We start from the raw sequence: 12,765 nt of genomic DNA on the forward strand, positions 1-12,765 counted from the left end.
TCTAATCTTCCCACTTGTTTCCACAAATAATAACCAGAATTGCCACCATGCTTTCACTTGGAAAAATTCGTATCGTAATATTTTCTATTTTATTGGTAATCAGGTATACTAACATTAAAATCTTAAACCCGAGGTGACATTATATGAAGTGGAAGAATATCGTAATCGGTGCAGGTGTCGGTGCGTTGGCCGGCTATGTAATACTACAGCAGTTAGATAAGCAGCAAAAGGTTACTCCGGAAAAAGCTCTAAAGTCAGCTAAGGAAGCTTTTAAACAGGACGGACCGATCAGCGGTTCATGGATATATATGAAACCTGAGGAAATGGAGAAAAATGGGCTTACTTATACGGTCTACCGCGGCGGTGTCACACGGACCATCGACGGAAAAAGTACCCAATATGAATTCAAGGTAGATGCTGAAACAGGTTCTCTCCTGGATGTAGCTGAATCAGCATAACATTTATCATCAAAGAGGATGGAAATTGCTTTGGCAATAATCCGTCCTCTTTCTTATTGTGTATAAGAATGTCGGTTTCTTTTCACCTCTTCAATCACCTTACCGTCGTGATCATACTTAATTGCACGAAAGTATGCATCATGATAAAAAGTAAACCAGGCTTGTTTTTGATAACCCAGATCCATCCATTTCTTCTTCTCATGGACAGAGGTAACCGGGTAATCATCATATGCCAGAGCCCATAACGGATTTTGGTGGGCATTTGTAGGCATGATATCGCCCATATGAATAAACATCTCTTCTCCATCTTCAAAAACAATGATGGAATGTCCATCACTGTGCCCGCTCGTATGAATCATTCTCAGACCTGGAACAATCTCCATTTCATCCTCAAATGTGGTTACTTGGGACTGAACTGGTTTCCAATTATCCTCCCAATATGTATTGACTGACCTGATGTTTGGGTTGCGCATTTCCGACCACTCTGTTCGATTTGTATATATTATAGAGTCAGGAAAACTGGATGAAAGAGTACCATCATTCCATCTGGTCAAGCCACATGCATGGTCAAAATGTAAGTGCGTCATTAATATTCCATCGATTTCATTCCTCGTAAAACCGAGTTTGTTCAACGATCCATCTAAGTCAGATTGTTCCAAGACGCCAAAATTACGTAACTGCTTAGCCGATAATTTGTCCTTTCCTATGCCGGAATCGACCAGGAATCGTTGGTTATTCAGTTCAATCAAAATCGGATCAGTACGCAGCTCAATTTGATTTTGAAGATTAGAAGGATATTTCTTGCTCCATAAGGGCTTTGGGACAACCCCAAACATGGCCCCTCCGTCCAAGTGGTTCACCCCACCGTTCAACCAGGTTAACTTTGCTCGACCAACATTCAGTGTCTCCATCAGTATAAGCTCCTTTCCGCCTATGCAACCGGGCACTCCCATGCCTAGGAAAAGCTTGTTTTACAACGGTATATCGGAAATCCTTTCTCGGAAAATTTCTCCTCATACTCTGTCTTGATATTCAGTGGATCTTCCTCTTTATGCAAGTCAAGATTTACTTCTTTCAATTTCATGCCGTATTGAGAAAAGCTAACTAATGAATACTCAAAAAGCCCCCGATTATCCGTTTTCAAAGTAAGTTCGCCGTCTTCCTTTAAAATTCCTTTGTATTGTTCTAAAAAGGTATGGAACGTCAACCTTCTTTTTTCATGCCGGGTCTTTGGCCATGGATCCGAAAAATTCAAATAAACACCTGAAACTTCATTCTCACCAAATAATTCCCGTAAATCTTTGGCATCCTCATTTATTAAAAGTACATTGTCTTGCCCGGAATCTTTTACTTTATCAACGGCGCTGACAATAATGCTTTTGACTAACTCAATACCGATAAAATTAATATCTGGATGTTGTCGGGCCATACCGGCAATAAATTGACCTTTGCCAGTTCCGATTTCGATGTGGATGGGATTGTCATTGCCAAAAACTTCTGCCCAGCTGTTTTTATGTTGAAATGGATCCAATTCCACTATTTGATTATTTTCTTTTAAATAGTCATCTGCCCATGGTTTATGTCTAGTACGCATAACCGCACTCCTCTCATATTTATCTTTTAAACCTTATCATTATTTCATCAAAAACTAAAGATATTAGCAAATCCGTTGTATATTAAGAAGGAGATAGAAAGAACTGAAAATACCTGTATCTTAAACGGTACAGTAGAGGCAAATTGCGACATAGTGAAAATTCCTTCTAGGGAGACTTCCTCTCGTTCTGATTAAAATGAGTGGTATAACTTCGCTGCGGCAGAACACTATGCGAGCGGTGTAAATACATGGATGGCTTTTCAAAATCCTCGGGGTTCCGAAACCGGGGGAGTGATGTTGCCGCAAGAGTCACCGTGTTCTGCCTTTAGCTATGCAAAGGTTTTTCTCCATTTTTATCAGGGAGAACCATATTAGACGCATTTCAGGATCACTTCTCACTTAATCAGAAAACTATACCAAGCTGCGGAAAAATCCGAGACTCCTGTGGGAAAGGAACAGTCTGAAGCCCCCACAGCTGGTGTGCTTTTTGCCAGCGAGGAGGCTGAAGCGTTCCCCACGGAAAGCGAGTGTTTTTCCGCAGCGCCGGCTCAGCATTCATTCCGAAAAGGAGAGGAAGCCACACTGAAGTTATCTCGCAGTTTATGTTTTTTAAGAAATAGCAGATTCTTTTATTAATGGAAACCAAAAAGACTGGATAACTTCTTTTTGAGAAGCTATCCAGTCTTTTTGTCATAGTTGATCTGAGAATAAAAACTGTCCGGTCGGAGCATTATAGGAAAGAAAAGGTGGGATAAAGACTGTGAAAAATGTTCAGAACCAACTCAGTGTGCTATATGACATTCTAAGCGAACACTCGGAAGAATGCTGTGGAAGTGTGGCTGAATGCCAGCAAGTACAAAGGATAGTAAAATCCATGATTGCTTCCAATTCCATACAAGATCCAGAGCTCAAGCAATTATTACCTGAAATCTATGATTACAGCAGACAAGGGGAACTTGTCCAAAATTTAGATGATCACATAAACACAAACCGTGAAAACCTGCAAAACTGGGTGAATTCTATTCAGGTCACTAATTTACAGTAACCCTGTTTAACAGCCGCTTAAGCTCATCAAGACGTTGAGCGGCTTTTCTTGTTTCTTCTCTTTCCTTGTACCAAAGAAAATAACTGACAGATTGAGCAATCAAGTACCAATACATTCGGTCTATTAACTGGTCCTCTCTGTCTATTCCATAACGATTGAGCCAGTCATCCCAATCGTATTCAGGGATATACCAGTACAAAATCATGCCAATATCCATTGCCGGATCCGCCACCTTGGCATTGTCCCAGTCAATCAGGTATAACTGTCCATTTGATAACAGCCAATTATTATGATTCATATCACAATGACAAACTACCTGTTTATACTTTTGGATCGATGGGAGCATTTTTTCCAAATGTTTCATTGCCTGGTAAACTTCAATCTGGGCGGCAATTTCTTCACCTATCCGAATATTTGATTTTAACTCGTATAATATATCCTCTGGCTTTATTGGCCTTTTGCCGATACGCATAAGCATATCCAACAATTCAGAGGAATGATGAATTTTACTTAACAGCTTCGCAACACGTGGATGCTGCATTTCTTCAGGAGTAAGCTCTCTACCTTCCAACCATTCTTGAGCAGTGATGACATCGCCGTTTTCCATTCTTTTTGTCCATACCAGCTTTGGAACAATACCTTCAGCAGATAAAACGGCCAAAAACGGAGATGAGTTACGCTTCAGAAAAAGTCTTTTTCTTTCGCTGTGTGCGTAGTAAGCCTCCCCTGTAGAACCGCCTGCTGGAGTAATTGTCCAATCAGCTCCAAGAATATTTTCCAACCAGTTCACCTTCAATTCCTCAAATCTTTCTTTTTATAATTGCAGTATTTCAGAAAAAGTATATTGTATTAGTTATTTTTTGATATATATATGATATTGGTCTGCTCATAAATAGCATTATACAATAATTTGACTAAAAGAAGAAATCTTTTTGATTTCCATCTTTTACTGAATCGATATAATAAGGCAGACAATGATTAGATTAACTTATTCAGGGATGAAATTTCAAGAAGATAATTTCGTAAACATACCAAAAATTTTCCTGCTATCACGTTTTTTCGACATTGTGCAGGTTTTACACTTACCTGGTTGTCCATCAACTTGAAAGGAGATCGGCTTGTCACTTACCACTTCGAATTGTTTAGCTTTCAATACAGAAACCTCTTTAAACCGAACGTGTTTCCCCCAGTACACAGTGAAAAAGAGACCAAGTACTTTCCAAGGTGAAATCCCTTTTACAACTAAAATAGAAAAATGGTCAGGATTGATTCTCGCTGCCGGGTTAATTTTCATGCCGCCACCATAGTATGGGTGGTTCGAAACAGTCACCATCCAAACGTCCTTTAAGGGAATGTTTTTTCCATCTATAACTATTTCCATATTAATCGGTTTAAATGATTTCCACACGACAAACAAAGCAACTAAATATTGTATAGAACCCAACCATTTCATTTTAAATTTGGCTTTATGTACTTGATATACTATTTCAGCATCAAATCCGAACCCGATACTGTTTGCAAACATCCGCCTGAATTTCGGTGTGCGTTTGTCGGTTACATAGTCACCGGGCCAAAAATTGGACCACTTTTTTCCAGAGACGATTTTTTTAAAGATATCTGCAGCATTCCCTTTTATGTTGTATCCTTTCGCAAAATCATTGCCAGTACCTGAGGGTATAAAGCCTAATGGAATACCAGGATGGCTTGAGAGACCATTCAACACTTCATAAAATGTCCCGTCACCTCCGACAGCGATCATACAACTAATTTGATCACCATACATTTCAGCTAGTTGGCTGGCGATTTTCTCCGCATGGCCTTCATATTCTGTATAGAACGACCGGCAGGAAATTTGTCTATATAGCGGGTCTTTTTCTATACTTCTTAATATTGCTTCCCCTTCGCCCTTTCCGGCAAAAGTATTTACAATAAAAATATACATTTATATCCCCTCTTCTACTCGAAAGAAAGCCCGCCGTCCTGATCCCACTCGGGTCTTTTAACTGATATCGACTGACAATGTTTAAGCAAAGCCTCCCCCACTTTTAACTGTCTATGCTTTAATGGGGAAACTTCTTTTTGTTTATACTGGAGCCACTCTGCGTGTTGATCTGCCCCAATATATCTGGTGTTATAAGGTTCGCTTTCAAAGTCGATCTTATTGATTTGAGAAATGACAACCTTTCGAACCGGAAATTCAATGCCATACAGATCCAGCACACTGTTTATCACCTGCTCCGTCCTTCTCAATGAAATTAACGGACTCAGCATATTTCTAGTTCCATTACTTCCTTGTATTTCCCATGTTCTCCCTGCACTTGCAATAAATTTATCTCCAGTTTCAGCTTTTATGACACGGACAATATCGAGCCCTTGAGGATGAAGCAAAATAATATCACCCTCTACCGTACTTTTCTTCAACTGAAATAAAGGATCATACATAACTAAGTAGGTGTCAGGGAATCTTTGCAAAAAGTAAATTAATGTAGGATCAGTGAAATAGTCTCTGTCTAAAAAAGACATTCTGCTAATGGTGGTAGATGCCCATTTCAATTGAAAAGGTAAAAGGTTATCTAAAAAATGACGCTTTAATTCCTGTTTATCCATAGGGAGCGGAGGGGTGGTTTTATGTACCTCTTCCGCTTCTTCGGGTTTTGCTTTTCTTTTGAAAAGTTTCAGCCAGCTCGACGATCCTTCAGAGGTATCTTCTTCATCCAATGAATCTTCTGCTTCGTGATATTTTTGGTTTTCCCAGCTATTAACCGTATGCTTCCATTGTTGTCTCTTTAAACGGATAAACTGGCCTGGATAATGGTAAATATCTTGTTCATATCTTGATAAATAATTTAAGAGTTTTATTAATTGAGCCAAGCTTCCACCTCATTTCAGGATAATCTCCTTTACTACTTCATATTTCGGAGAGCTTGAGGGGTGAATTCGGAATATACAAAACCTTGAAACGGTCATTTCTTTCCTCTCCTGAAACGAAAGAAGGAGATTTTGATCAAATCGATTATCAGTCTTTGCTTTCTTGGCTAACGTTATATGCGGCCGGTATGGCCTTGACTCTTTGGTGAATCCTAGTGAAATACAGACATTTTCTACATTCTCCTGTAATTTGTTCAATAAGTCGTTATTTTCTACACCGGCCCAGATAACACGAGGATTGTTTTGTTTACCGAAAAAGCCGATATTTCCAATATTCACTTGGAAACTCTGGTACCGAAAATTTTCAGCTAAATTGTCCTTTAGCTCCTTAATGTCCTTATCGGATACAGCACCTAAAAACTTAAGGGTTATATGCAAATCAGCAGGATGTGTCCAGCTTTTATATTTTAAATCTTTCTCTTTCAATTCTGTCTGCCATTCGCCCAGCCAATGTTCATACTGTTTTTCTATGGGGATGCCGATAAAATAATGCGGATAGTCGGAAGCCATGAATACCCTCCTTATTCAGTGTTTGTTGGGCTCTTCCTTTCCCATTCCTTAATATAGTTAATAAAGAGTAAATATATAAGATGGAAATTTTACCGATTAAGAAAAAGGCATTTATCTATGCCTTTCGTCCGGCTGAATAAATGCCCGCAGTGTACAAACAAGTACTAAACAAGTACTGTCTTTTCTTATTGGGATTCATCATGCAATTGGACTTCTCAGTCTTTTTCTGTGAATCTTTGATGTATTTTTTCGCATGTTTGTTTGTCACAAATAACATATAGCTCTGCATCTCCCGGCAAATGATCATCAAGCATCCTATTAATGCTTAAATTGTCACGATCAGCAATCAAAGTAGCCCCCTCTTGTAAGAGCTCATTGAAGGCATCGCGGTATGTCTTCCAGCTTTCCTTCTTCGGAATATGGAACAGATCATCGCCATAAGCCCGTCTCAACAATTGATTATATACATTTGATATGCCTTTCCTGAAAGCAGACCTTACAAATAAAGAGGATATTGTTTCATGGGATACTACAAACTCATCCACGTTCACATATTCAAAATTTTTGATATGTTCCTCATCCATTACTTCCACTACTGTATGCACATTTGGAGCCACTGCTTCTACAGCGGATGCAATTAAAAGGGTTCTTCCATCCCCCAATTGTTTGTCTTCAATCCGTTCATCCGCAAATATCAAAACGGCTGAAGCGTCTTTAATGTTGGCTTTTTCCAGAACTCCGGTAGTAGAAACATCCCCCTTTATGTAATGGATGTGATCTGACAACATCGGGGCTTTTTCCAAATCGTCCACAATGACGATTTCTGTGTCTTTTTTGGTTTCTTCCATTTCTTGTATAGCTGCTTTTGCTTTATGCGACCAACCGATTATGACATAATGCCCTTTATCAAAATACACAATATTTCCCTCCTCCCTGTCTTTCCTGAACTTTCCCAAGCCATCTAACACTTTACCGATAATAACACCAATTAAGCCTATTCCAAATATGTACAATAACAATGCCAACAGTCTGCCTTCAACGGTTACAGGAGAATAGTCACCATAACCTACTGTAGTCACTGTGGTCATCACCCACCAAAAACCTTCAAAGTATGTAGGAAATGTTTCTGGTTCCAGATGCACGATAAGAATCGAGGATATTAGAACTAAAGCAAAACTGGAAAGGAATATCATCGTATTGCTGATAGCTACCAATTTAAATATAAATTTTTGTAGCAAAATGGGTTCCTCCCTCCTTTAACGATTATTAAATGAATTTTCTGTAAAGTTGTTCGTAATTTCTAGCCTTTTCAGAAAAAAAGGTGTAGAATTATTATAATCTCAAGATTCTGGCACCACAATTCTAATGACGATAAGTTAAGGAGTGGTTTTTTGAATCAATCAACAACCCGAATGCTTAGTCGAGTCAAGGCTATGTATCTTTATATTAGAGAAAAAGGTACAGTCTCTACAACCGAATTAGCAGAAGAATTTGGGATAACAGATCGAACCGTTCAACGAGATCTCAATGTTCTGGAACATAACGGTCTTGTCACAAGTCCACATCGGGGAAGATGGAAAATCACTAAGAAGAAAGTAAAAATTTCATAAATTCATATAAAAAGACTGACAGCGATCGTCAGTCTATTTTTTTATCCTCTCCTGTTATTTTTGCGGGTTCCTCAATAGTTGTAGTTCTTCCTCTGTCAGTTCTCTGTATTCCCCGGTGTTCAACTCCTTATCAAGTTCCAATCTTCCCATGGTTAATCTTTTTAGATAAATCACTCTTTTGCCGACCGCTTCAAACATTCGCTTAACTTGATGGAACTTGCCTTCTGTAATAGTTAATTCGATTTCCGACTCGTTCCCGGATGAAAGGATATTGAGTTTTGCCGGTTTGGTGACATAACCGTCATCAAGCCTTACACCCTTCTCGAACATTTTCTGGTCATCTTCTGTCACTGTTCCCTGAATAACGGCGAAATAAGTCTTCCCTACTTCTTTTTTCGGTGATAACAGTTGATGGGCCAATTTCCCATCATTTGTTAATAGAAGGAGACCTTCCGTATCTTTATCCAATCTGCCTACAGGAAAAGGTTCAAATAGGATATCCTCAGGCTCCAGCAAATCAACAACTGTATCATCCCGCTGGTCTTCCGTTGCAGACACAACACCAGGCGGTTTATTCATCATCAAGTAAACAAATTCTCTGTATTCCAATTTTTGCCCAAAGACACTGATAACGTCCTTATTGGGATCTACATGGGTTTTAGGGTCTTTTATTACTACGCCATCCCGATTGACGCTTCCCTTTTTCAAAAGACTCTTAACTTCTTTTCTGCTTCCATAACCCATATTAGCAAGTAATTTATCGATTCTCATGTACTCAACCTTCCGCGTCATGTTATTTCCTTCTAAACAGTTTATCCAAAATTTTATCCAGTTTACGCACCCTGTTTCCCAGTACTCTTTCTAGAAGGGTTGACTGATAACCCAGCCACAAGTAGACCAGCATACCGACTGCAACACAGATTATAAGGACGATGATATTTGCCAGCCTGTCATCCTGGGTAGACAAGAACAATTCTAACAGCCATTTTGTCACCCAAACAGTTATCCCCATGATGGTAGTGAAGATAGCGATCAGCATCGACCGTTTTATTAACTGACGGTAACTGAATTGGACACTTTTCTTGATTTTCCACAAATTTAACAAACAAACAGTTGTCACTGCTACCATCGTGGCAAGAACAGCTCCACGGGCACCAAACAGGTATATCAGCAGGAAATTAAATATAATTTTCATCAGTACCCCTGCGCTCAAACTGATAACTGTGAAATTCTGCTTATTGATCCCCTGTAATATAGAAGCACTGACCGTGAAAAAGGCGAAACATAAGGCAACAGGAGCATACCAACGTAGGATCATCCCATTCAGTGCTATATTTTCCAACCCATAAAAAGCTGCATAAACTTGATAGGATAACACGGACATCCCTACTGCTGCCGGCAGTATCAATAAAACGATAATTTGGAGTGCCTGATTCATCTGGCCGAACATTTGCACCTTTTTACCTGCTGTAAAAGAGTTAGTAATTGCAGGCAGAATGGCCAGTGACATACCTGTAGCCAGTGTAACTGGGATGATAACCAGTTTATGTCCATAAAAATTGATATTGGCCATCGCAGCTACTGCATTTTCTCCTTCTCCTATCGCAACCATTATCCGTTTGAATGTCATTTGGTCGACAAGCTGGTACAACGATGTTGCAAGCCCAACCAATATGAATGGACCTGCATAACGGAACAATTCCCTGAACAGCTTTTCTATAGGCAAATTATAGCTTTGTTTTTGCTGACGAAGTAATTTATCCAGATGCTTCTTCCTTCTTCTCCAATACACAAGCAATACGAGACAAGAGGCAGCAGCTCCGACAAAAGCAGCAAAAGTAGAAAAACCTACTGCAGTACGTACTTGTCCGCCAAAAACGTTCATTACTAAGTAAGCTGACACAAGTAAGAAGATAATCCTTACAATTTGCTCAATAACCTGGGATATTGCAGTTGGCCCCATGGATTGATACCCTTGGAAAAATCCTCTTACAATACTCATGCTAGGTATAATAATTAGTGCGAAGCTGACCATTCTAATCACAAAAGTGACATCTTCTACCGAAGTACCTTCTGCCCCCTCAGGAATCGACAACCTTGCAAGTACACTTGCACCGAAAAACAAAATTAAAAAACCGATAAATCCTGTGATCATCATCAAGGACATACCTGCTTTGAACATTCGTCTTCCGGTCTCATAATCTTCTAATGAATTATATTTAGAAACGAATCTAGACACAGCAAGCGGGACTCCTACTGTAGAAACGCTCAATAATATGTTATATGGGACATAAGCATATTGATAAAGATCTCCGCCTTCTGCCCCCACCAATTCATTAAAAGGGATTACATAAATCATTCCCAAAAACTTTGATAAAAATGTGGCACCTGTCAATAGCATCGTGCCACGGAGAATATTCGATGTTGCCATAATTTCACCTGCATCTTCTTGTTTAATCTAACTAGTTTATTCTATCATATAGTGAGACTTGGAACTGAAATTGTTGTTTATTTCTAGTACGCTAGATTTCTCAAGTGGATAAATTAGAATTGGTACAACCATTTCATTGTATTACCATGGTGAGACATATCTGGTTATTGTTTTTGTGGAAATATGAGATAATAAACCATAACAATTAACACTACCCATTTTAGGAAACATGATAACAGGAAGGAAGGAATCAAATTGTCATACCAAGTAACAGTAATAGGTGGAGGACCTTCTGGTTTAATGGCTGCTATTGCAGCAGCTGAGAATGGTGCAAAAACCTTATTGATAGATAAAGGAAATAAATTGGGTAAGAAACTTGCCATTTCAGGAGGAGGACGTTGTAATGTAACCAATCGGCTTCCTCAGGACGAAGTGATCAAACATCTACCTGGAAATGGACGTTTTTTGTACAGTGCTTTTTCCGTTTTTAACAACTACGATATCATCGATTTTTTTGAGGGGTTAGGCGTGGGCTTAAAGGAAGAAGACCATGGAAGAATGTTCCCTGTCAGCAATTCTGCGAAAAGCGTTGTGAACGCCCTTCTCAACCGTCTGGAAGAATTGAATGTTACGATCAGAACCAATTCACCGGTAGAAGCTGTTCATTTTGGGAATGAGGAACATACTGTGATTATGGCAAACAAAGAAAAAATCAATACAAATGCTTTAATCATTGCAGTGGGCGGTAAAGCAGTACCATACACCGGAAGCACTGGAGATGGGTATGCCTGGGCAAAGAAAGCCGGTCATACAATAACCCAGATTTATCCTACCGAAGTACCTTTACTCTCCAAGGAACCCTTTATAAAGGAAAAAAAACTACAAGGCCTTTCGCTTAGAGATGTTTCCCTAAGTGTTCTGAACAATAAGCAAAAAGCAATCATAACCCACAGAATGGATATGTTGTTTACCCATTTCGGGGTTTCAGGACCAGCTGTATTAAGGTGTTCCCAGTTTGTGGTCAAAGAACTGTTAAAAGGGGCAAAAAAAGTTACCATGGAAGTAGATGCATTACCAGACATCAGTGAAGAAGATTTGTATAATGACTACCTGACAAATATAAAAGAAAATCCTAAAAAAACTGTAAAAAATGTATTTAAAGGGGTAGTACCAGAACGCTACCTGGATTTTCTATTAGAAAAGAACGATATTCAGTCAGACGATAGGTCAGCTAATATTTCCCGGGAAAAGCTCGCGAATGTCATTAAAGACCTTAAACACTTCCAGTTTGAAGTTACCGGATCACAGCCAATCGAAAAAGCGTTCGTTACCGGAGGCGGAGTCTCAACCAAAGAAATAGTTCCCAATACTATGAGGTCTAAATTAATGGAAGGTTTATTTTTTTGCGGTGAAATTCTTGATATTCATGGATATACGGGAGGCTATAATATTACCGCAGCAATGGTTACCGGTCGAGTTGCAGGTATGAATGCGGCTTGGGAATCTCTTGCCACATAGTCTACTCATTTATGTTCTTATTGTGATAAAAATCTAAACGTCCCTGTTAACAACAAAATCCTTCTAATAAAAAATCCTCGAAAAGATTATTATTTTCTTCTCGGGGATTTTAATTTACCAAGCGGCGGCCTATAGGACATGAAAAAAAACCTTGGGTTCGCATCACACGATTAAAAACCATTCTTTTTTATGGATGTAGGTCAGTTCGACGTTGCCACAGGACGTGGCGTTCTTAGTCGAACTTCCTTGCCCTTCATGTTTTTTCTTCTCTTTCATCTATCCTCTAAGCAACTATTTTCTCGTAAAAAGAACCCCTGAGAAGATGTTTCTTCTCAGGGGTTCTTTCTTTGCCTGGCGGCGTCCTACTCTCGCAGGGGCAATGCCCCAACTACCATGGGTGCTGGGGCCTACAGGATGTAGGTCAGTTCGGCGTTGCCACAGGACGTGGCGTTCTTAGTCGAACTTCTTTGCCCTTCCCGTTTTTTTCTTCTCTTTCATCTATCCTCTAAGCAACTATTTTCTCGTAAAAAGAACCCCTGAGAAGATGTTTCTTCTCAGGGGTTCTCTCTTTGCCTGGCGGCGTCCTACTCTCGCAGGGGCAATGCCCCAACTACCATGGGCGCTGGAAAGCTTAACTGCTGTGTTCGGCATGGGAACAGGTGTGACCTTTC

Annotated in this window: 13 protein-coding genes and 1 rRNA gene; 4 read left to right on the forward strand and 10 right to left on the reverse strand. The window is 39.6% G+C overall.

Annotated elements, in window-relative coordinates; translation table 11 throughout:
• Positions 1 to 143 precede the first annotated feature (143 nt).
• Positions 144 to 458, forward strand: a complete 315-nt coding sequence (locus CZ434_RS00415; protein ID WP_077621258.1) for a PepSY domain-containing protein — start codon at positions 144 to 146, stop codon at positions 456 to 458.
• 53 nt (positions 459 to 511) lie between these two features.
• On the opposite strand, the gene CZ434_RS00420 is transcribed toward CZ434_RS00415, so the two are convergent.
• Both CZ434_RS00420 and trmB read right to left on the reverse strand, forming a co-directional pair.
• Positions 512 to 1,369, reverse strand: coding sequence for a YtnP family quorum-quenching lactonase (locus CZ434_RS00420; RefSeq protein ID WP_077621259.1), 858 nt, complete (start codon positions 1,367 to 1,369; stop codon positions 512 to 514).
• A gap of 44 nt (positions 1,370 to 1,413) precedes the next feature.
• Positions 1,414 to 2,052 carry a tRNA (guanosine(46)-N7)-methyltransferase TrmB gene (trmB, locus tag CZ434_RS00425; RefSeq protein ID WP_077621260.1) on the reverse strand — a complete coding sequence of 213 codons (639 nt, stop codon included), beginning with the start codon at positions 2,050 to 2,052 and terminating at the stop codon, positions 1,414 to 1,416.
• A gap of 760 nt (positions 2,053 to 2,812) precedes the next feature.
• Between trmB and CZ434_RS00430 the strand changes: the two genes are divergently transcribed.
• Complete coding sequence (locus CZ434_RS00430; RefSeq protein ID WP_077621261.1) at positions 2,813 to 3,097, forward strand: YtzH-like family protein; 285 nt, start codon at positions 2,813 to 2,815, stop codon at positions 3,095 to 3,097.
• Here CZ434_RS00430 and CZ434_RS00435 read toward each other — a convergent pair.
• From CZ434_RS00435 to CZ434_RS00455, 5 genes are all read right to left on the reverse strand, one after another.
• A complete protein-coding gene (locus tag CZ434_RS00435) occupies positions 3,084 to 3,878 on the reverse strand; it encodes a phosphotransferase (protein WP_425441985.1) in 795 nt (264 codons plus the stop codon). The genes CZ434_RS00430 and CZ434_RS00435 overlap by 14 nt on opposite strands.
• A 225-nt stretch (positions 3,879 to 4,103) precedes the next feature.
• Positions 4,104 to 5,039 carry a diacylglycerol/lipid kinase family protein gene (locus tag CZ434_RS00440; RefSeq protein ID WP_077621263.1) on the reverse strand — a complete coding sequence of 312 codons (936 nt, stop codon included), beginning with the start codon at positions 5,037 to 5,039 and terminating at the stop codon, positions 4,104 to 4,106.
• Between the two features lie 14 nt (positions 5,040 to 5,053).
• Positions 5,054 to 5,968: a nuclease-related domain-containing protein gene (locus CZ434_RS00445; RefSeq protein WP_077621264.1), complete on the reverse strand. Its 915-nt coding sequence runs from the start codon at positions 5,966 to 5,968 to the stop codon at positions 5,054 to 5,056.
• 9 nt (positions 5,969 to 5,977) lie between these two features.
• The gene (thpR, locus tag CZ434_RS00450; protein WP_077621265.1) at positions 5,978 to 6,535 is read right to left on the reverse strand and encodes an RNA 2',3'-cyclic phosphodiesterase; all 558 of its coding nucleotides are present in this window, start codon (positions 6,533 to 6,535) and stop codon (positions 5,978 to 5,980) included.
• 215 nt (positions 6,536 to 6,750) lie between these two features.
• The gene (locus CZ434_RS00455) at positions 6,751 to 7,773 is read right to left on the reverse strand and encodes a potassium channel family protein (protein WP_245830902.1); all 1,023 of its coding nucleotides are present in this window, start codon (positions 7,771 to 7,773) and stop codon (positions 6,751 to 6,753) included.
• Positions 7,774 to 7,926: 153 nt separating this feature from the next.
• On the opposite strand from CZ434_RS00455, the gene CZ434_RS00460 reads away from it, so the two are divergent.
• Positions 7,927 to 8,145: a DeoR family transcriptional regulator gene (locus CZ434_RS00460; protein ID WP_077621266.1), complete on the forward strand. Its 219-nt coding sequence runs from the start codon at positions 7,927 to 7,929 to the stop codon at positions 8,143 to 8,145.
• A gap of 54 nt (positions 8,146 to 8,199) precedes the next feature.
• Here CZ434_RS00460 and CZ434_RS00465 read toward each other — a convergent pair whose 3' ends face one another.
• Both CZ434_RS00465 and CZ434_RS00470 read right to left on the reverse strand, forming a co-directional pair.
• On the reverse strand, positions 8,200 to 8,916 hold the full coding sequence (locus CZ434_RS00465; protein WP_077621272.1) for a pseudouridine synthase: 717 nt from the start codon (positions 8,914 to 8,916) through the stop codon (positions 8,200 to 8,202).
• A 22-nt stretch (positions 8,917 to 8,938) separates the two neighbouring features.
• Entirely contained in the window at positions 8,939 to 10,576 is a 1,638-nt protein-coding gene (locus CZ434_RS00470) for a putative polysaccharide biosynthesis protein (protein ID WP_077621267.1), read from the reverse strand.
• A 255-nt stretch (positions 10,577 to 10,831) separates the two neighbouring features.
• On the opposite strand from CZ434_RS00470, the gene CZ434_RS00475 reads away from it, so the two are divergent.
• The gene (locus CZ434_RS00475; RefSeq protein WP_077621268.1) at positions 10,832 to 12,094 is read left to right on the forward strand and encodes a BaiN/RdsA family NAD(P)/FAD-dependent oxidoreductase; all 1,263 of its coding nucleotides are present in this window, start codon (positions 10,832 to 10,834) and stop codon (positions 12,092 to 12,094) included.
• A gap of 571 nt (positions 12,095 to 12,665) precedes the next feature.
• Here the strand turns inward: CZ434_RS00475 and rrf are convergent.
• Positions 12,666 to 12,765 (reverse strand): 5S ribosomal RNA (rrf, locus tag CZ434_RS00480); the annotation flags it as partial.

Source organism: Sediminibacillus massiliensis (genome assembly GCF_900156915.1).
GTDB lineage: Bacteria > Bacillota > Bacilli > Bacillales > Amphibacillaceae > Sediminibacillus_A > Sediminibacillus_A massiliensis.

Coding starts and splice junctions, on each gene's coding strand:
- trmB (WP_077621260.1), bottom strand. CDS start 2,052: ATGCGTACTAGACATAAACCATGGGCAGATGACTATTTAAAAGAAAAT.
- CZ434_RS00415 (WP_077621258.1), top strand. CDS start 144: ATGAAGTGGAAGAATATCGTAATCGGTGCAGGTGTCGGTGCGTTGGCC.
- thpR (WP_077621265.1), bottom strand. CDS start 6,535: ATGGCTTCCGACTATCCGCATTATTTTATCGGCATCCCCATAGAAAAA.
- CZ434_RS00420 (WP_077621259.1), bottom strand. CDS start 1,369: ATGGAGACACTGAATGTTGGTCGAGCAAAGTTAACCTGGTTGAACGGT.
- CZ434_RS00470 (WP_077621267.1), bottom strand. CDS start 10,576: ATGGCAACATCGAATATTCTCCGTGGCACGATGCTATTGACAGGTGCC.
- CZ434_RS00440 (WP_077621263.1), bottom strand. CDS start 5,039: ATGTATATTTTTATTGTAAATACTTTTGCCGGAAAGGGCGAAGGGGAA.
- CZ434_RS00465 (WP_077621272.1), bottom strand. CDS start 8,916: ATGAGAATCGATAAATTACTTGCTAATATGGGTTATGGAAGCAGAAAA.